We start from the raw sequence: 18859 nt of genomic DNA on the forward strand, positions 1-18859 counted from the left end.
TTGAGGTTTTAATTGGCTCCGGACCTTATATTGTTGTAAAGATTTTTACACTTTCAAAGTATAAATTTAAGCATGATTAATAAATAAAGCTATTCATAGGCTGTACAAGTTGATACAAGTTTGTACAAAAGAATCTGTTCGTTAATCTGTTATATTTTTGTTTGAAATTTGATTTTAAGCTATGCACACTGATGAGTTTTTAATAGAGAAAACCAAAAAACTGTTCGAATCCAATACCGGATGGGGGGATAGTGACGATTGGACAAATCAGGATTTTGTTATATTAAGCGAAAAGATACAGGAGCGTACGGGTGTGGCACTTAGTCATGTTACTTTAAAAAGGGTATGGGGGAAGGTGAAATATGAAAGTTTGCCCAATACACATACTTTAGATACCCTCGTACAGTTTCTGGGGTATCAAAACTGGCGGGATTTTAAATCACAAAATGGCAATGGTTCTGTAAAAGAAAAAACAGCTCAGCCGGTAATTGAAATTGAGAATAGTTTAGCTATACAATCGTCTCCAAAAAAGAAAAAAAAGGTTTTAAGAGGCATTACAATTATAGTTACGGTGTTAGTTTTAAGCGCTTTAATATTCTATATCAAAAATTATAACCGTGCTGTTGAAGATAATGAGTACAGCTTTAGTAGTAAAAAAGTAGTTTCAGAGGGGCTGCCAAATTCGGTTATCTTTAATTATGATGCTTCTAAATCGCCTTATGATTCTGTAATTATTCAGCAATCATGGGACAAGAATTTGCAGGTAAAAGTTTCAAAGTATCAACATCAACATACTTCAATTTATTACTATCCTGATTATTATAAAGCCAAATTGATTGTTGGAAACAGTATTGTAAGTATGCACAGGCTTTTAATAAAGTCAAATGGTTGGTTACCCATTGTTCCTCAATCGCCGGTACCAGTTTATTTTAAAAAAGAAGATGCCATATCCAATGGGAAAATGACATTATCTATCGGAAAATTGCAGGAAAGGAATATAAAAATGCAGCCAACGCCGCCAAGTGTCCTTTTTGCCAATGTGCAGGATTTTGGTGAGATCTACAGTGATAACTTTACTTTTGAAACTTCCCTTAAAAATGACTACCACGAAGGCGCCGCGGTTTGCCAGTCGACAAAAATATACCTGTTGTGTGAAGGAACTGCTGTTTATATTCCGCTGTGTAATAAAGGGTGCATCTCTGATGCTGATTTGCTTTTTACCAATTTTTATACATCAGGCAAACAGGAAGATTTGTCCGCTTTTGGGGTCGACTTTAATGCATTTGTAAAGGTTAGGATTGAAACAAAAAACAGGAAGGCCAATATTTTTATCAATGATAAATTGGTTTATAAAGTTAACAAAGACATTATCCGCTCAAAAATAATTGGCATTGATTTTCTGTTTCAGGGAACAGGCTCTGTTGATTATGTGAAGTTATTCAACAATAAAGTAAATTATGAAGATGATTTTTAGGTATTATCTTATTTACAGTATTTTTTAATAGCCTCAATTGCTTCTTTTGAGCCCAATTGAAGGGCTTTATTAAGGTCAACACATCCATTCTTCACATCGTAAATTTGCGCTTCTGCAATTCCGCGATTTAGCCATGAATCATAATTTTTGTCATTTAATGCTATTGCAGTAGTGAAGTCTTTTATGGCTCCGGGCTCGTCTTTTAAGTTCAACTTAGCTTTGCCGGATAATATATAGTTGTTTTCGTCTTTAGGGCTTAATTTTATAGCACGGGCAAAGTCTGCATGCATTGCTGTTGTATCAAGTGTATAACTTTCAGCAAGGCCACGGTAAGCGTAAGTTTTAACATTATCAGGGTTGATCAGCAACACACTGATATAATCATATACGGCTCCTTCATAATTCTTTTGAATCATTTTTAAATTGCCCCTGTAAAAGTATGCCTCATCATTATTCTGATTGCTGTCCAATGCCATTTGAATATATTTTGCAGCCTCATCGTAATCCTTTAAACCAAGTTTTACATTCCCAATGTTTGCATTGGCTATGGAATACATTTTTTTTCCAACAGTTATAGCTTTATTAAACTCAGCAATTGCTCCTGTATTATCGCCTAAACCTTCCATTGCCTTACCGCGCTCAATGTAAAACTTTCCGTCTTTGGTTTGGGTATTGATAGCCTTATTGAAAAATAACAATGCTTCCCGGTATTGGTGATCAGCATTGAGTTCCTGGCCAAATCTTAATTGTCCATCCAGGTTGTTCGGATCAAATTCCAATTGTTTTTTAAAATCTGCTATGGCTCCTTTTTTATCGCCCAGCCTGCTTTTAACCTTTGCCCTTGTAGAATAGGCGTATCCGTTGCTCGGAAATAATTGTATAGCTTTATCCAGATCATTTAAAGCACCAACATAATCTGCCTGCATTGACTTTACTTCGCCACGGCCGCCATATGCATCTGAATTTTTAGGTTCATTTTGTATAGCTGTATTAAAATCAGCAAGGGCGCCTACGGTATCATGTAATGCTGTTTTGGCTTTTGCTCGCGTAATGTATGCATAAGCATCGCCATTATACATTACTGCAGAATCGCCGTCAAGCAAAGCTTTATGATAATCTTTTAACGATATCTCTACATCACCACGATTTTGAAATGCCTTTGCAAATTTATGATCAAGCTGTAAAGCATGGTTAAAATCGGCTATTGCAGCAAGCGTATCATTCAATTTGCTTTTTGAGATACCCCGGTACAAGTAAAGTTCAGGGTTATTAGGGTTAAGTTGAATAGCTTTATTAAAATAATCAATAGCCTCTTTGTTATCTTCTGTATTGCTGGCCGCTTTTGCCAGGTAATAATAGCCGTTAGGTATATTGGGGTTTATGGCAATAGCTTGTTTATAATCGTCAATGGCACCTTTATAATCTCTTAAATTTACCTTAATGTTGGCCCGGTAAAAAATAGCTTCTGAATTTTTAGGGTTCATCCGGATAGTTGTATTGTAATCTTCAATGGCGCCATTATAATCAGCAATCGTGCCTTTTGAATTTGCCCTGTAAAAGTAGATGTCGGCATTTGTTGGATTAAACTTTATAGCGGTACTATAATCCTGTATTGCTCCTTTATTATCACCTAAATTAGTTTTTGCAACACCCCTGTATTCATACAGTTCCGGATTGCTTGGTGCGTATTCCATTGCTTTTGTAAAATCATCTACAGCACCGGCGTAGTCATTGGAGTTTTCTTTAGCATTTGCTCTATAGTGATAAACATCAGCAGTATGTAAGCCTAAACCAATGGCCTTAGTATAATCATCAATAGCTTTTTGGTATGCTTTGATATTTTGATTAGCATTTGCCCGATAATAAAATACTTCAGCATTACCCGGATCAAATTCTATAACTTTTGAAAAGTCTGCTATTGCTGCCTGGTAGTCATGTATATTGCCGTTTGCATTTCCACGATACAGGTACGCTTTTGCATTTTTATTATTCAGATCTATAGATTTGGTGAATTCAGCTATTGCACCTTTATAGTCTTTAATATTAGCTTTATCATTGCCCTGCTTCAGAAATTCCTCAGAAGTTTGAGCGAAGCAGAGATAAGGTAAAAAGGAAATTATAAATAATAGTCTTTTCATGATTTTAGTAACATCAATTATTGGCAATAAATAAGCCAAATATTTAAATGATGGATATATTATTATCTTTTAGTTAAGAATGGTTAATAAGTTAATAGTTTATTGTGCCAAGATAGCTAAAACAAAGAAAATCACGCTTCATTATTGCTAAATATACTTAAAATGAATAATTGCACCTGTTAAAAATGGTAGGGGCATTAATACGACAATATTCGATAAATGGTTGTATTAGTTAAAATAGGGAATAAGTTTCTAATTATGGGATTTATAATCCCCAGATAAAGAAAAATTAATTCATTCTTCTCCAGAACTAAATGAAATAAAAAAATATTATTTAATTCTACTAATTATATAGATTTAGTAGTATATTTGTTTCGCTGAAGAAAATGACAACTAAAAACGCACATATCATTAATCAAATTACATACGGAAAAAAGCCGGAATGTATATTGATGTGCTGTTGTTGTAAAATGTGAATCGCTCTCAGCGGTTTATCATCAATAGCTCAATTTAATACCTCATTTTAAATTTCTTTACCCATTCACTTTATAAAAGATGTTAGTAACAGCAAGTAAATATCCAACTTTTGATCTTTCAGAAATTGTAACTGATAATGATCTTTCATATAGGGCTTTCCAACCGTTGCAACCGGTTAAAAGAGGTAACTTTGTTCCTGATTTTAATTTGAACAATGAATACGCCCTTTGGCAGCGCTTTAGTAACGGAACCGAAACACATGGGCCGGTTTCAGTAAGGCAATTATTAAATAAGCCATTGGTAATTAGCTTTTACTCTAAACACTGGCTTAACTATGGTTTGCAACAATTAAACTTGTTAAATGCGTTGCAGCAAGAGATTAAAGCACATGGCGGTAATTTATTGATCCTTACTGCCGAAAAAGATGAAGAGCTGACAAAAATTGCATGGGAAAACAACCTGTCATTAAATTTTTATTATGACAGGAATAATGTAATTGCAGAGCAATTAAGGGTTTACTCTGATAATGACCCGGTATGGAATAAGTTTTCGGGCATTGATACCAACGTTCCTTTACTGGCAACTTATATTATTAATACCTCTAAACAAGTGGTTTATGATCATATTGATACTGATTTTACCGGAACTTTTTCTGGTAAGGATATTCTTTCTGTAGTATATGAATCTGCCTTACTTCAAAATAATAAAAAGTCAGCTTGAAAGTTATAACTACATAATCTTAATTGACAAATAATAAATGAACATGCACGTAAAGTGGTTGTATATTATTCTGATTTTGATATGTATCAAAGTTCCGTTGTATGCTCAAACCACAACACATTATGATTATGCAGCAATAGATGCAGGTTTGAAATCAACTATAACTCATTCAAGTAATAGTGATTTAGCTGTAAGCAACAATAACGAAGAGTTAAAATTATTAAACGATCTGGAGAATAGTTTTGATAAAAAACCAAGCCGTAAGGCACTGTTATTGTTTTTAAGAAAGATAAATGCAGATGAAAATTTAAAAGACACCCGTTCAGGATCGAAGCTTTACTTGCATATGGCAACAGCATTTGCCAGGTTGAAATTATATCCGCTGGTAATGAAGTGTTATTTTAAAACCATTTTGCCTTACGATGATATTTATAAGGAAGGACATTTCATTAAACAATCAAGTAATGATAGCACAACATCATTGCAACAAAAAGATGCTGATAGTTCAGTTGATGTTACTGGTCTTTTAGCCATTAATAATCGCGATAGTTTACTTTTGAAAACCGACAGTGACTTTTATAATCACGACCGAAAAGAGGTTAAATCAAGGGCAATACCTGAATATGATATTGTTAGTCCTTTTAATGATGGTAAAACTGCGGTTAAGTACGCTATGCTGATTCATATTCAACAGCCGGTATCAGGTAAACCTAAAGTGTTTGTAAAAATAAATAGGGTAGGACATACATTTATTACACTCATCAAATACAATTCAGATTCAACCTATGTTGCCAGATCATTTGGCTTTTATCCACAGAAAGATAATATTTTATCAGCAACACCTATTTTCCCATCATCAACTTCCGAATTTAAGAATGATAAAATGCACGATTGGGATGAGGTAATAGGGAAATTTATTTCAAAAAGAAGGTTTCAAAAGGTTCTGGATTTGGTTAAACAGTATGACCATGAAAAATACAACCTCAATAAAAATAACTGTACCGATTTTGGCCTGAATGCAGCCGTAATTAGTGGTATTAATATATCAGGTACAGCTGGCAAATGGCCCCTTGGTCATGGTAATAATCCAGGAAATACAGGCCAGAGCGTTTTACAGGGAAAAGTAACTAATGCAGATACCGGAAACAAGGATGATTTGTTTATTTATAACGATCTGATTCCTGCCAATTAAACCTGCCTATTTCAAATTTATGGTAAAAGAATCTAATAATGAAGCTTGCTCATTTAATGTGCCTTCGGTAGGTATAGTATAGTAGTTACCTGAAAGGTTAAATTGATCTGCTGTTTTTTCAATAGCAATTTTTAAGAACCCGTGCTTATTATCACAATATTTTTCAAGAAAAACATTATCCAGGTAATTACTGGTGTCTGGAAATTCAGCATCATTTAATGGGGCAATAGCGTGAAGTTGTGCATAACCACCGGCTCCGGCTACTACAAATGGCAGTACCTTTCCATCAGGATAATGTTTGCTAAATCGTTGGTAGTTGTGAACATGTCCGCTTAAAACAATATTAGGTATTACATTTGCATCCTCAAAACACTCATTCAAAAATAATTGCATGCGCAAGCTCGATCCATGATTGGTATCTGCAGAATATGCTGAATGGTGCAAACAAATAACTATTGCCTTTTCATTTTTCTGATTTCCGGCTTTTTTCAGCTCTTCAACAAACCAGTCCTTTTGTTCGGGGGTAATAGTTCCAAACCTTGGCACATTGCTGTACAGACAAATAATATTGGCTAAGGGTGTTTCCAGCGTCCAGTAAATATTAGGCTGAATATTGCTTTTAAAATTGGTATCTCCCGCAAATGGAATAGGTCTTGATTGGGTATCACAAAACACTTTTAAAAAAGCATCGAGACTTTTAGGTTTAAGCGGATCATTAGCATCAACATCCGCATCATGATTACCAGATATTGCAAATATAGGTGCAGGGTAATTTTTAAAAGGCTCAAAAAACTGAGGGTAGTATTTATGTTCCTGACCAAAATTGTAAACCAGGTCGCCCAGATGAAAAAAGAACTGCGGCTTATCTTGTTCTACAATTGTTTCATCATATTGCTTCATCATTTCGCTTACCACCTGGTGCTGAAAAGTTGGAAGTGTAATACCACCGGTATCGCCACAAATGTGAAAAACCATTTTGTTTTCCGGCAGATTTGGCTTTAATTCTTCAAGTACTAAATGGTAGGGGTAAGAGCCCACCGGAGGTGGTAGCGGACGGAATTTCTCCTGATCATCAATAGCAGCAATTTTAAAAACGGGTCTTTTACGAGGGTTAGTGGAGAATGATGGCATTTAAAATTTAAAGCTTAAACGTTAAGGGATGTTTAAAGCAAATATAGTTTTCAGCTGTAAATAAATGACTAAATACCACTATAAATTAGCAGCAATTGTTATTTATTAACATAGTAACTCCATTAATTTCATGGTAATTAACTAATTTACATTATCTATTAAATATTTATGCCCTGCTATTTTATTGATCCTGATATTGCGAAAGCCAAGACCATTAATGCTGATTTTTACACCAGTGCTGCGGTGTTTGAAGAATGTAAAGAGAAGCTATTTGCTACTTCGTGGCAATTTATTGGCAGTGAGGAACTGGTAAGTGAAAACGGATCAGCGTACCCATTTATTTTATTAGAAAACTATATAAATGAACCATTATTACTTACAAGAGATAAAAAAAATGAGCTGAGTATTTTATCAAATGTATGTACCCATCGTGGAAACCTGGTTGTTGATAAAGTTTGTAAAACCAATAGCTTAAAATGCAGCTATCATGGGCGTATGTTTGGCTTGGATGGAAAATTTATTTCAATGCCTGAATTTAAGGAGGTAGAAGATTTTCCTGCAGCATCAGATGATTTACACCGTCTGAACTTATTTAAGTGGAGCAAATGGTTATTTACTGCAATTGATCCGCAATACCCTTATGAACTATTCTTTCGGGATATGATGGAGAGAGTGGGCTGGATGCCTTTGGATGATTTTGAGTTTGAACCGGCTTTATCCAGGGTTTTTAAGGTAAAAGCGAATTGGGCCCTTTATTGTGAAAATTATCTTGAAGGATTTCATATTCCATTTGTACATGCAGGTTTAAATGCTGTGATTGATTTTGGTGAATATGCTACCGAGTTGTTTTTTCCATACTCCAGCCTGCAGATTGGTATTGCAAAAACTGATGAAGACTGTTTTGATTTGCCGGTTTCATCGCCAGATTATGGTAAGAATATAGCTGCTTACTATTTTTGGGTATTCCCCAATATGATGTTTAATTTTTATCCCTGGGGGCTTTCAGTAAATGTAGTGGAACCATTATCTGTTGGTGAGTGTAAGGTATGTTTTTACACTTATGTGTGGGATGAATCAAAACTGAATAAAGGGGCGGGAGCAGGGCTGGATAAAGTTGAACAAGAGGACGAAGAAATTGTAGAAAATGTTCAGCGCGGAGTTCGGTCTCGCTTTTACAAAAATGGGCGGTATTCCGTAACCCGGGAACAAGGCACACATCATTTCCATAGGATATTGGCCGAGTTTATGAATAAATAATAAAGCCCTTAATAAATGCATTTTTTGATAGCAATATTTCAATATTTATATAACAAAAATAGCTGTTAATGGTTAACAAATAAAGTTTTGTATAGTGAGTGTAAATTTAATGCTGAATTTATATGTTTAAACATCTATTTATCTATATTTGTTCTCAATAAAACAAAACGAAAAACAATCAAAAAATAAAATCATGGCAACAACATCAAAATGGGTAATTGACCCAATGCACTCAGAAGTTCAGTTTAAAGTAAAACACCTGGTTATTTCAACTGTAAGTGGTTTTTTTAAAAGTTTTGAAGGGACCCTTGAAACTGAGAACGACGATTTTGAGAATGCAAATATTTACTTCGCATTAAACATTGATAGTATTGATACTAATCAATCACAAAGAGATGAGCACTTAAAATCAGCTGAATTTTTTGATGCAGCTCAGTTTCCTCAAATTACTTTTAAATCAACTTCATTCAAAAAAACTGATGATGATGAATTTAAATTAACAGGCGATCTTACTGTAAAAGGTGTTACCAAAACGGTAACGCTTGATGCTGAATTTGGTGGTTCAACTGATGATTTTTATGGCAATACAAAAGCTGGTTTTGAAGTTACCGGTAAAATTAACCGTAAAGATTTTGGTTTAACCTGGGAAGGTATAACTGAAGCTGGTTCTGTTGTTGTTGGTGAGGATATAAAATTGCTTATTAACATCCAGTTTGCAAAACAAAAATAATTGTTGATTTGATAATGTTGATGGCATCGATTTGCTCTCAATTATATGACAAGCCCCATATCAAAAGCCATTTGCGGAAGCAAATGGCTTTTTGTCTTCAACTTATTGCGGTATATTTGTAATATCATCATGCTTATAAAAATCTATCCTGAAAATCCTAACCCGAAAGCAATAGAACAGGTTGTTGATGTATTGCGCAAGGGCGGTTTAATTATTTACCCTACCGACACTGTTTATGGTCTTGGATGTGATATTACCAATCACAAAGCTATTGAGGCTATTTGCAGGATCAGAAATATTAAACCAGATAAGGCCAATTTTTCTTTTATCTGTTATGATTTAAGTCATATTTCTGATTACATCAAGCCTATAGATAATACAACTTTCAGGGTGTTAAAAAAGGCGCTTCCAGGTCCATTTACCTTTATTTTTAATGCCAATCATAACGTACCTAAATTGTTAAGTTCCAACAAAAAAACGGTAGGTATAAGGGTGCCCGATAACAATATAGCCCGTGAAATTGTAAAGATTTTGGGTAATCCTATTCTGTCAACCTCTATAAAAGATGACGACGAGATCATTGAATACTCAACCGATCCTGAATTGATCTACGAGAAGTATGAAAATATGGTTGATATTGTCATTGATGGCGGCTATGGTGAAAATATACCCTCAACAGTGGTGGATTGTACAAATGGTGACTTTGAGATCATCCGTGAAGGTAAAGGCGAGTTGGAGATGTATTTGTAATTTTAATGTATGCGTCTCAACTGGAGGATGGTGTTAAACTTCCTTCTTTTTTTATTACCAGTTTATGTATCTTTTCATACAGTTCTTTGGTATCAAATGGTTTAGAGATAAAATCATTCATGCCTATTTCAATGCAGTGTTCGTATTCGCCTTTAAACGTATGGGCAGACATTGCAATAATAGGTATATCCTTTTTGTCAGTCTCTAATTCCCGTATCTTACGTGTGGCTTCATAACCATCCATTTCGGGCATCTGTAAATCCATCAGAATAATATCAAAGTTACTGTTGCAGTGTTTTTCTAGCGCAATTAATCCATTTTCGGCCACATCGGTTTTAAAACCTTGTTTTTTCAGCACTTTTATCACAAGCATTTGGTTTATCATATTGTCTTCAACAACTAAAATATTAATGCCTTTACCTTTTTGAATTAATATTTCTGTTTGCACTGGAACTGTAATGCTTGTTTTATCTGTGGACTTCAGAAAAGTGAGGTTGAACTGAAAATCTGATCCAAAACCGGGTTTGCTATTTAAAAATATTTCTCCGTTCTGTAATTTTACCAATTGCTTTACAATACTTAACCCAAGCCCTGATCCTCCGAATTTACGTGCGGTGTCATTGGTTGCCTGTTCAAAGCTTTCAAATATTTTTTCCTGTTTATCAAGCGGGATTCCAATACCGGTATCTTTTACACTAAATGCAAGGGAAATGTTATCTGTATTTTCTTCAACGAAGGTTACGGAAATTTTTATTTCTCCTTTTTCAGTAAATTTTATTGCGTTTGAAACCAGGTTAAGCAATATTTGATTTAGGCGGACAGCATCACCAATTACCATTTCAGGAACGCGCTCATCAATATAACATTTAAGATCAACACCTTTTTGTTTTGATTTGGGTTCCATCATTAGTATGGTGGTATGGATAATATCCCTCAAATTGAATGGTATATTTTCAAAAACAATTTTACCGGCTTCCATTCTTGAAAAGTCAAGAATATCGTTCAGAATAACCAGCAGGTCATCGCCTGATTTAATAATGATGTGGATATATTCCTGCTGTTCTTTGGTTTCTAACGATTCTTCCAGCAATCTGGCAAAACCAAGTATCGCATTCATCGGCGTCCTGATTTCGTGGCTCATTTTGGCCAGGAAAAGCTGTTTGGTTTTCTCGGAGGCTTCGGCCCTTTCTTTTTCTTTTTTAAGTTTTTCTTCGGCCTCTTTAAGCTCATGTATATTGCGCATGTTATGCTCAAGGGTTTCTATCATCTGGTTAAAGGACCTTGCAAGCATGCCAATTTCATCACGCGAATAAACCTTTACTCTGGTTTCTAATGATCCTTTACCGATGAGGGTAGCTCCGTCAATTATGGCCTTTATACCCTTTTCAATACTACGGCTTACAGAAATAGTTATTAATATACTGGTAGAACCTATGGTAAGTGATAAAGTAAGCAATAACCGTAATACAATGTTTTCGAGCCAGCGAGAACCTTCGCCAAGTGTAAATGAAAAATCATCTTCAAGTTTGGTGAGTTTTCTGTTTATAAGTTCTGCTTTAGCAAGCTCCTTGTCAATATCGTCCTGAGAAACTGTTTTGGAAAGTATCATTGCGTGAAGCTTATCACTGATAGCTATCAATTGTTCCATTGTTTGTTCGGCTTGTCCCCAAATAACAATTACCTTACTTAAGTATGATACCCTATAAAAGCGCCTGAGTAGGCTAATCATTCCATCTACATCAACGGGTTCATTGCGGCCATCAATAAATCCCTGGCGGGCAATCTGCAAATCGGGTTTGGGCTTTAATAATTCGAGCCGGGTCCTGTTATCACCAAACGGCACCTTTAAAAAATCCCGAAAATCCTTATAATCCTTTTCATTATGTGAATGGGCATATATTTGCAAGCTGTAAACGGCATCTTTTTGTGCTTTCGACCATAATCCCTCACCATTTACAAAAGCTCTGACAGAAGTTAAGGTGCTAATGGCAAACCATAGTGTGCATAATTCAATGGTGACTAATAAGGCCATTATACCAACTGTGAAATACAACTTTCTGGCAATGGAGATGTCTTTAAGCCTTTTTTGAAAAAAAGAAATTACCATTTTAAAGGATTTAGGTATAAAAATAACGTTTAGTTATATATTATACGAAAACTATTAATTAATAGTTATGCGAAACGGCTTTATGTGATAAGTATTTTTAATGTTTTGTTAAAAGTGCTTATTTATTGTCAATATTGACATTATTACTGATAATTGGAACTTTCATTAATTAGCTTGTAATTAATGAAAGTTTGAAAGGAAGGGGTAAATACTCACTAATCCCTTTTACAATTACGCGTGAATAGATACAGAATTTACTCAAAACAGTGGGGTTTTATTGCTGAATCTATCTTATTGATTTGATGAATGCAGGGATTTTTTCTAAATAATTTTCTGTTCCCAGCAGTTTTACAAAAGCGCTACCCACAATAGCCCCGGCAGCATATTCCGTTGCTTTTTTAAATGATTTATTATCTGAAATGCCGAAACCAATAATGGCCGGATTTTTTAAATGCATAGCTTTAACCCGTTTGTAGTAATCTTCAATGTTTACAGATACCTGCAAATTGCCACCGGTAATTGATGATGATGAAAGTAAGTAAATAAAGCTGTTACTTAACTCATCTATCTTATGGATACGATCATCTGATGTTTGAGGGGTAACCAGGAATATATTGCTCAGATTGTTGTTCTTAAAATAATCAGCATATAAGGTTTCGTACTCATACATAGGTAAATCGGGTACAATGACGCCATCAACACCTACTTCGGCAGCCTTTTTGCAAAAGTTTTCTACACCGTACTGAACCATTGGATTTACATACCCCATTAACAGTATCGGTATGGTAACGCGTTTGCGTAAATCAGCCAATTGATCAAATAACAGATGCAGATTCATGCCTTTTTCCAGTGCTACTTCTGAGCTATGTTGTATGGTTGGGCCATCAGCAACAGGGTCAGAATAAGGAAAACCTATCTCCAGGAAATCAGCTCCAGCTTTTTCCAATGCTTCGGCAATATCAAGCGTTGTATTGGGTTCAGGATAACCTGCGGTAAAGTATATAGATAATAAATTATCCTTTTTTGAATTGAAAAGTTGATTTAAACGGTTCATGTCTTTGTTTTTTGTCCATAGTCGATAGACCATAGCCTATGGTATGTTTTTATTGTATTTATTGCCTTTGCTATCGTCTATGGTCTATCGACCATTGACTTCTAATATCCAAAATATTTTATATAAGTATCCAGATCCTTATCTCCACGGCCCGAAATACAAATCACTACGTTATCATCTTTTTTGAATTGCATTTTTTCCAGTTGCGCCAGAGCATGTGCCGTTTCAATGGCTGGAATGATGCCTTCCAACTGTGAACAAAGCAAGCCGGCCTGCATAGCTTCATCATCAGTAATACTTACATATTGGGCCCTTTTTATTTTATATAAATGCGCATGTTGCGGACCGATTCCCGGATAATCTAAACCCGCTGATACAGAGTAAGGCTCAACTACCTGGCCATCATCTGTTTGCATCAATATGGTACGGCTGCCATGTAAAACGCCCTCGCGGCCAAGGAAAGTAGTGGCTGCTGAATGTCCGCTTTCAACACCTTTACCCGCAGCTTCAACGGCAACCAGTTTTACGCTTTCATCATCTAAAAAATAATAAAACATACCCATGGCATTGCTACCACCGCCTACGCAGGCTATTGCATATTGTGGTAATTCATTACCTGTTTTTTCCAGTAGCTGTTTTTTGGTTTCGAATGATATAACTGATTGAAAACGTGCTACCATATCCGGATAAGGGTAGGGGCCAACTACCGAACCTATAATATAATGGGTATCAACCGGGTTACCTATCCAGTCGCGCAGTGCTTCATTTGTAGCATCTTTTAAGGTCTTACTTCCAGAAGTTGCAGGAACAACTTTGGCGCCCAGCATTTTCATACGGGAAACATTTGGCGCCTGGCGGGCCATATCAATTTCGCCCATGTATACCACACATTCAATACCCATTAACGCACAAACAGTAGCAGTGGCTACGCCATGCTGCCCTGCGCCAGTTTCTGCAATGATGCGTTTTTTACCCAGGCGTTTGGCTAAAAGGATCTGTCCAATGGCATTATTAATTTTGTGCGAACCAGTATGATTTAAATCTTCGCGTTTAAAAAATATGTTTGCACCATATTTCTCTGAATATCTTTTAGCGTGATACAGGGGAGATGGCCTGCCTACATAATCTTTTAAAAGATTATCAAATTCGGCTTTAAAGCCCGGATCATTTATAATGGATAAATATTGCTGGCGCAATTCTTCCACATTGGGATACAACATTTCGGGAATGTAAGCGCCCCCAAAATCTCCATAATATCCATGTTCATTAACTCCGTAATTCATCAGTCTATATTTTGTTTAATGATATCAAATGCTTGTTCTAATTTTTTTATATCCTTTATTCCCGGCGAAGTTTCAAACTTGCTGTTCAGATCTACACCATAAAATTGAGGGTGGTAAATACTTTTTACAGCATCCAGATTATCCAAACTTAATCCGCCACTTAAAAAGAAAGGGATATCTAATTCATATTTATCTAGCACATTCCAATCAAACATAATGCCCGAGCCACCGTGAGCCTTTGTTTTAGTATCGAAAAGGAACAGGTCAACCTTGTTTTTGTATTTATCTAATTGTTTAAAATCAAAATCATTGTCTATACCAAATGCTTTGATCACTATGGCTTTATTTCTGAGTGTTTTGCAAAATGCCGGGGTCTCATTACCGTGAAGCTGTATAAAATCAAAATCGTATTGATCGATTAAACGATTTATAGTATCCATGTCCTCATTTACAAAAACTGCAGTTTTGTTAATTGAGGTCGGGATTATTTCAAGTTCATCTGATGGCAGGTTATCTACAAACCTGGGTGAATTGCCATAAAATATAAATCCCATATAATCAGGATTTAATGCGGCAACTGCTTTTATGTTTTCGGGGTCTTTTAAACCGCAAATTTTTATTTTCATTTTAGTTCTCCACCAAAGTTCTAAAGCTTCTTAATGCTTTTTTGCTAATCAGTGCTTCTTCTGCTTCATAAAAGCTATCTGCAAAGCTTTTTTCAGGATTAATAGTTTTGATGGCAAGGGCAGCATTGCATAATACAACATTGTTTTGGGCAGCAGTAGCCTCCCCATTCAATACCGTCATAAAAATACCGGCCGATTCGCTTACAGTACTTCCTCCTAATATTTGTTTCGGATCCAGTTGTTCAAATCCCAACTCTTCAATGCTGTTAATTCTTTCACCTTCGGCAGAAAACGTTTTGAAATCGCAGGTTAATGAAACTTCATCGTAACCATCCAAAGCATTTAAAATAGTATAACGGGTATTTGATTTTTGGTACAAATAAGCATAAACCCTTGCCAGTTCAAGGTTAAACACACCTACCAGCTGATTTTCGGGCTTTGCCGGGTTGACCAATGGGCCCAGCATATTAAAAAAGGTTTTTACACCGAGTTCTCTGCGGATAGGAGCCACCGTTTTCATTGCAGGATGGAACAACGGAGCGTGTAGAAAACAGATGTTAGCATCATTGACATTGGTTTTAAGCTTATCCCCATCATTAGTAAACTTATAGCCTAAAAACTCCATCACATTTGACGAACCACAACCTGAGGAAACACCATAATTACCATGTTTAGCTACTTTGTACCCAGCACCAGCCACTACAAATGATGCAAGGGTTGATATATTAAAAGTATCTTTACCATCACCGCCGGTACCGCAAAGGTCTATTAATTGATCTGTTTCCAGGTCTATTGGCAAACAGAGCTCCAGCATGGCATCGCGGAAGCCTTCCAACTCGTTAACAGTAATGCTACGCATGCAATAAGCAGTCATAAAGGCTGCCATTTGCGAGTTATTGTATTTACCTTGAGCAATAGCTGTCAAAATATCTTTTGATTGCTCGCGGCTAAAGGTTTTGTGTTCAAAAAGATGGTTTAAAATCTGTTTCATTTTAGTGTATAAAAAAAGGGTTACCAAAACTGGCAACCCTTCTGAATATGTTAAAAAAACAAAAATGGAATTGCCTTACGATTACTCGTTAAGCCACCACCAATTGTTGTTTAATACTTTCATTTGTTGTTTAATGGCACAAATATGGAAATAGTTTTTACTAAAAGCAAGCAGAATGATATTTTTACATGGAAAGTTCAATTAATTAGTAATTGATTTGAATAGTTTGAGGATTATTAGCTTTAATCATTATTCTATCATTAGGACTTTCCGGAAACAAACAAGCAACTATGGCTATTCATAATCAAAAAATAAACCCTGAAGATGATCTTGGCTTTGGACCCCAGCCGGTAATTAAAAACCAGCCTTTAATTAATAAGGATGGAACGCCAAACGTAAAACGGGTTGGTCTGCCATTTTTTAATACAGCAAATAATTACCATAATTTAATTACCATGAGCTGGACAAAGTTCTGGGTTTTGGTAGTAAGCGGTTATTTGATCATTAATATCTTATTTGCCTTTATCTATATGCTCTGTGGGCCCGGAAGCCTGGATGGTACATCGGGTAATACCACCTTTCATCATTTTATGGATTCTTTGTTTTTTTCGGCACAGACTATATCCACTGTGGGATATGGACATATTAGTCCGAGAGGGATGGCATCCAACAGCATAGCTGCTTTAGAATCAATGATGGGTTTACTTGCTTTTGCTTTGGCTACAGGTTTGCTTTATGGTCGTTTTTCAAGACCATCTGCCCAGATAGCATTCAGTAAAAATATTTTAATAGCGCCATACCTGGAAAAAAGCAGGGGGTTGATGTTCAGGTTAGCGAATTTACGCCGGAATATGCTTATTGATCTGGATATTGAGATTATGTTTTCTTTTAATGAAACGGTTGATGGCAAAACACTCCGCCGATTTTACCCGCTCAAGCTTGAACGACGTAAAGTAAGTGTGCTTACTTTAAACTGGACTGTTGTGCATCCGCTTGATGAAAATAGCCCCCTGGTTGATATGACACTGGATGACCTGGAAAAATCAGAAGCGGGTTTTACCATTTTGCTGAGGGCCTTTGATGATACTTTTTCGCAAACAGTACATGCCCGTACATCTTATCAATATGATGATGTTATTTGGGGCGCTAAATTTAAACCTATATTTAACCGGGATGCGGATGGAGGAATAATACTTGATTTAAGCAAGATTAATGATCATGAATTGATTGAAGTTTAGCGGGAATAGGAGGGTTTATATGCTAAATTACGATTAACATATAAACCATTATGGTTATTTCAACAAGCTGTTCTTTTCTTTCGCCATAGTATTATAAACCATTTTATCCAAAAGGCCAGGCAGGAACTTACTCAGAAAAACAACCAGTTTTCCTTGTGTGGTCATAATTAATGTTCTGGCTCTTTTTTCAACGCCATCTGCAATGATTTTGGCAACTTCATCTGAAGTCATCATCTTTTCTTCGTGAAGAGTGCTTTCTCCCTGCTCAATTCCATTTTTGTCTAAAGCTGTATTACGAATGTTCGATGCGGTAAAACCAGGACATGCAGTTAAAATGTGAATATCGTTTTTAAGATTTTCGACTCTTAAAGCATCCAGAAAACCATTCATAGCAAATTTTGATGCCGAATAGCCAGTACGACCTGGCAATCCTTTGTAACCAGCAATAGAGGATACGCCAACAATACTTCCTTTTGTTTTTAAAATTTCTGGCAATGCATATTTTGTGCAATATACTGTGCCCCAAAAATTAACATCCATAACTGATTTTAATACATCAACACCAGCATCGTTCAACAAAGCCCGCATAGAAATGCCGGCATTGTTAATTAAAACATCAATGCGGCCATAAGTAGTAAGGGTTTGTTTAATTAAGTGACGGCAATCTTCCTCAACGGTAACATCACACTGAACGGCAATTGCTTTTACCGCGTATTGTTTTTCAATGCTTTCTGTTAATTGGCACAGTGTAACATACTGGCGGGCAGCTAAAACAAGATTAGCACCGCGTTTGGCAAATTCAATAGCTAATGATTTTCCTATACCTGAAGAGGCTCCGGTGATGACTACAATTTTATCATTTAACTTCATAAGTGGAATGGAATAGCTGGGGAATACCCTGAATTCTTATTTCGGGCATCCTTATTAAATATTTGACGGCGAATATAACCATTGCACCATAAAAATACTTAATGTAACTCCAGCTTAATTTCTCCAGCTCTTTACTTTCTAAATTGATAAAATATGTTTTTGGGAAATAATAATTTTTGAATCCTGCAACGCGTATCCGGTAGGACAGATCAATATTATGGCCGTACATAAAGAAACGTTCGTCAAACAAACCAATTTCATTTAATACCGATTTGCGAATAAACATACAGTCGCTGCTTAAAATGTCTATTTCTGAAATCTGAAACTCTTCAACCCAGTCTTTACGGTTACGATCATACAGACGGGTTTTTGATAAAAATTTAGCAAAGCCAATGAATTTTAAAAATGCGCCCCATGTATTATTTAAACCATGTATAGATTCGGGTAAAAAACGCCCCTGTGGATTAAGCATTCTAACAGACAAACCTCCAGCATCTTTGTGTTCGTCCATAAAGACTATCATTTTTTCTAAAGAGTCTTTGCCGCAAATTGTATCCGCATTGACCAGTAAAATATACTCCCCTGTACATAATTGTAAAGCTTTATTATTTGCTTTTGCAATTCCGGTATAGGTTTCGTTGGTAACAACTTTAAAATCAGGGAAATTAGTTTCCACCATTTCCAATGATTTATCTGTAGATGCATTGTCTGCTATAATTATCTCATAATCAATATTTTTGCAGGCAATGATAAATGAATTTAACGCTTGTTTTAACAATGCGCAAGCATTGTGATTAACTACAACTACAGATAATTTCATA

Annotated in this window: 16 protein-coding genes; 7 read left to right on the forward strand and 9 right to left on the reverse strand. The window is 35.7% G+C overall.

From position 1 onward, the window contains the following. Positions 1–181 precede the first annotated feature (181 nt). Positions 182–1474 carry a hypothetical protein gene (locus JN11_RS09805; RefSeq protein WP_144912105.1) on the forward strand — a complete coding sequence of 431 codons (1293 nt, stop codon included), beginning with the start codon at positions 182–184 and terminating at the stop codon, positions 1472–1474. An 8-nt stretch (positions 1475–1482) separates the two neighbouring features. Here JN11_RS09805 and JN11_RS09810 read toward each other — a convergent pair whose 3' ends face one another. Then, entirely contained in the window at positions 1483–3612 is a 2130-nt protein-coding gene (locus JN11_RS09810) for a tetratricopeptide repeat protein (RefSeq protein WP_144912107.1), read from the reverse strand. A gap of 555 nt (positions 3613–4167) precedes the next feature. Between JN11_RS09810 and JN11_RS09815 the strand changes: the two genes are divergently transcribed. Both JN11_RS09815 and JN11_RS09820 read left to right on the forward strand, forming a co-directional pair. After that, the gene (locus JN11_RS09815; RefSeq protein WP_144912109.1) at positions 4168–4809 is read left to right on the forward strand and encodes a redoxin domain-containing protein; all 642 of its coding nucleotides are present in this window, start codon (positions 4168–4170) and stop codon (positions 4807–4809) included. Positions 4810–4846: 37 nt separating this feature from the next. Continuing rightward, the gene (locus JN11_RS09820) at positions 4847–6001 is read left to right on the forward strand and encodes a hypothetical protein (RefSeq protein ID WP_144912111.1); all 1155 of its coding nucleotides are present in this window, start codon (positions 4847–4849) and stop codon (positions 5999–6001) included. 6 nt (positions 6002–6007) lie between these two features. Here the strand turns inward: JN11_RS09820 and JN11_RS09825 are convergent, their stop codons facing one another. Continuing rightward, on the reverse strand, positions 6008–7132 hold the full coding sequence (locus JN11_RS09825) for a metallophosphoesterase family protein (RefSeq protein WP_144912113.1): 1125 nt from the start codon (positions 7130–7132) through the stop codon (positions 6008–6010). 168 nt (positions 7133–7300) lie between these two features. Here JN11_RS09825 and JN11_RS09830 point away from each other — a divergent pair, with 168 nt between their 5' ends. The 3 genes from JN11_RS09830 (at position 7301) to JN11_RS09840 (ending at position 9869) form a co-directional block, all read left to right on the forward strand. Further along, positions 7301–8389 carry an aromatic ring-hydroxylating oxygenase subunit alpha gene (locus JN11_RS09830; protein ID WP_144912115.1) on the forward strand — a complete coding sequence of 363 codons (1089 nt, stop codon included), beginning with the start codon at positions 7301–7303 and terminating at the stop codon, positions 8387–8389. Between the two features lie 193 nt (positions 8390–8582). After that, a complete protein-coding gene (locus tag JN11_RS09835; protein ID WP_144912117.1) occupies positions 8583–9119 on the forward strand; it encodes a YceI family protein in 537 nt (178 codons plus the stop codon). A gap of 129 nt (positions 9120–9248) precedes the next feature. After that, entirely contained in the window at positions 9249–9869 is a 621-nt protein-coding gene (locus JN11_RS09840; RefSeq protein ID WP_144912118.1) for an L-threonylcarbamoyladenylate synthase, read from the forward strand. Between the two features lie 16 nt (positions 9870–9885). On the opposite strand, the gene JN11_RS09845 is transcribed toward JN11_RS09840, so the two are convergent. From JN11_RS09845 to trpD, 5 genes are all read right to left on the reverse strand, one after another. Next, a complete protein-coding gene (locus JN11_RS09845) occupies positions 9886–11976 on the reverse strand; it encodes a hybrid sensor histidine kinase/response regulator (protein ID WP_144912120.1) in 2091 nt (696 codons plus the stop codon). A gap of 286 nt (positions 11977–12262) precedes the next feature. Then, positions 12263–13030 (reverse strand): tryptophan synthase subunit alpha, encoded by a 768-nt coding sequence (trpA, locus tag JN11_RS09850; protein ID WP_144912479.1) that lies wholly within the window; start codon positions 13028–13030, stop codon positions 12263–12265. Positions 13031–13131: 101 nt separating this feature from the next. Further along, positions 13132–14313, reverse strand: coding sequence for a tryptophan synthase subunit beta (gene trpB / locus JN11_RS09855; protein ID WP_211360719.1), 1182 nt, complete (start codon positions 14311–14313; stop codon positions 13132–13134). Beyond that, the gene (locus JN11_RS09860; protein ID WP_144912123.1) at positions 14313–14939 is read right to left on the reverse strand and encodes a phosphoribosylanthranilate isomerase; all 627 of its coding nucleotides are present in this window, start codon (positions 14937–14939) and stop codon (positions 14313–14315) included. The genes trpB and JN11_RS09860 overlap by 1 nt, the downstream gene beginning before the upstream one ends. 1 nt (position 14940) lies before the next feature. Next, positions 14941–15930, reverse strand: coding sequence for an anthranilate phosphoribosyltransferase (trpD, locus tag JN11_RS09865; protein ID WP_144912125.1), 990 nt, complete (start codon positions 15928–15930; stop codon positions 14941–14943). 290 nt (positions 15931–16220) lie between these two features. Here trpD and JN11_RS09870 point away from each other — a divergent pair, with 290 nt between their 5' ends. Next, positions 16221–17168 (forward strand): ion channel, encoded by a 948-nt coding sequence (locus JN11_RS09870; protein WP_144912127.1) that lies wholly within the window; start codon positions 16221–16223, stop codon positions 17166–17168. Positions 17169–17222: 54 nt separating this feature from the next. On the opposite strand, the gene JN11_RS09875 is transcribed toward JN11_RS09870, so the two are convergent. Together JN11_RS09875 and JN11_RS09880 are read right to left on the reverse strand one after the other, a co-directional pair. Then, the gene (locus JN11_RS09875; protein WP_144912129.1) at positions 17223–18038 is read right to left on the reverse strand and encodes an SDR family oxidoreductase; all 816 of its coding nucleotides are present in this window, start codon (positions 18036–18038) and stop codon (positions 17223–17225) included. Beyond that, positions 18025–18858: a glycosyltransferase family 2 protein gene (locus JN11_RS09880; protein ID WP_144912131.1), complete on the reverse strand. Its 834-nt coding sequence runs from the start codon at positions 18856–18858 to the stop codon at positions 18025–18027. The genes JN11_RS09875 and JN11_RS09880 overlap by 14 nt, the downstream gene beginning before the upstream one ends. Position 18859 lies beyond the last annotated feature (1 nt).

The sequence above is a fragment of the Mucilaginibacter frigoritolerans genome (assembly GCF_007830615.1).
Taxonomy (GTDB): domain Bacteria; phylum Bacteroidota; class Bacteroidia; order Sphingobacteriales; family Sphingobacteriaceae; genus Mucilaginibacter; species Mucilaginibacter frigoritolerans.

Bases quoted from the DNA above. Each gene is read 5' to 3' on its own strand.
- trpD (WP_144912125.1), bottom strand. From the start codon at position 15,930: ATGAAACAGATTTTAAACCATCTTTTTGAACACAAAACCTTTAGCCGC.
- JN11_RS09810 (WP_144912107.1), bottom strand. From the start codon at position 3,612: ATGAAAAGACTATTATTTATAATTTCCTTTTTACCTTATCTCTGCTTC.
- trpB (WP_211360719.1), bottom strand. From the start codon at position 14,313: ATGAATTACGGAGTTAATGAACATGGATATTATGGAGATTTTGGGGGC.
- JN11_RS09820 (WP_144912111.1), top strand. From the start codon at position 4,847: ATGAACATGCACGTAAAGTGGTTGTATATTATTCTGATTTTGATATGT.
- JN11_RS09880 (WP_144912131.1), bottom strand. From the start codon at position 18,858: ATGAAATTATCTGTAGTTGTAGTTAATCACAATGCTTGCGCATTGTTA.
- JN11_RS09830 (WP_144912115.1), top strand. From the start codon at position 7,301: ATGCCCTGCTATTTTATTGATCCTGATATTGCGAAAGCCAAGACCATT.
- JN11_RS09875 (WP_144912129.1), bottom strand. From the start codon at position 18,038: ATGAAGTTAAATGATAAAATTGTAGTCATCACCGGAGCCTCTTCAGGT.
- trpA (WP_144912479.1), bottom strand. From the start codon at position 13,030: ATGAACCGTTTAAATCAACTTTTCAATTCAAAAAAGGATAATTTATTA.
- JN11_RS09840 (WP_144912118.1), top strand. From the start codon at position 9,249: ATGCTTATAAAAATCTATCCTGAAAATCCTAACCCGAAAGCAATAGAA.
- JN11_RS09815 (WP_144912109.1), top strand. From the start codon at position 4,168: ATGTTAGTAACAGCAAGTAAATATCCAACTTTTGATCTTTCAGAAATT.
- JN11_RS09860 (WP_144912123.1), bottom strand. From the start codon at position 14,939: ATGAAAATAAAAATTTGCGGTTTAAAAGACCCCGAAAACATAAAAGCA.
- JN11_RS09870 (WP_144912127.1), top strand. From the start codon at position 16,221: ATGGCTATTCATAATCAAAAAATAAACCCTGAAGATGATCTTGGCTTT.
- JN11_RS09805 (WP_144912105.1), top strand. From the start codon at position 182: ATGCACACTGATGAGTTTTTAATAGAGAAAACCAAAAAACTGTTCGAA.
- JN11_RS09825 (WP_144912113.1), bottom strand. From the start codon at position 7,132: ATGCCATCATTCTCCACTAACCCTCGTAAAAGACCCGTTTTTAAAATT.
- JN11_RS09845 (WP_144912120.1), bottom strand. From the start codon at position 11,976: ATGGTAATTTCTTTTTTTCAAAAAAGGCTTAAAGACATCTCCATTGCC.
- JN11_RS09835 (WP_144912117.1), top strand. From the start codon at position 8,583: ATGGCAACAACATCAAAATGGGTAATTGACCCAATGCACTCAGAAGTT.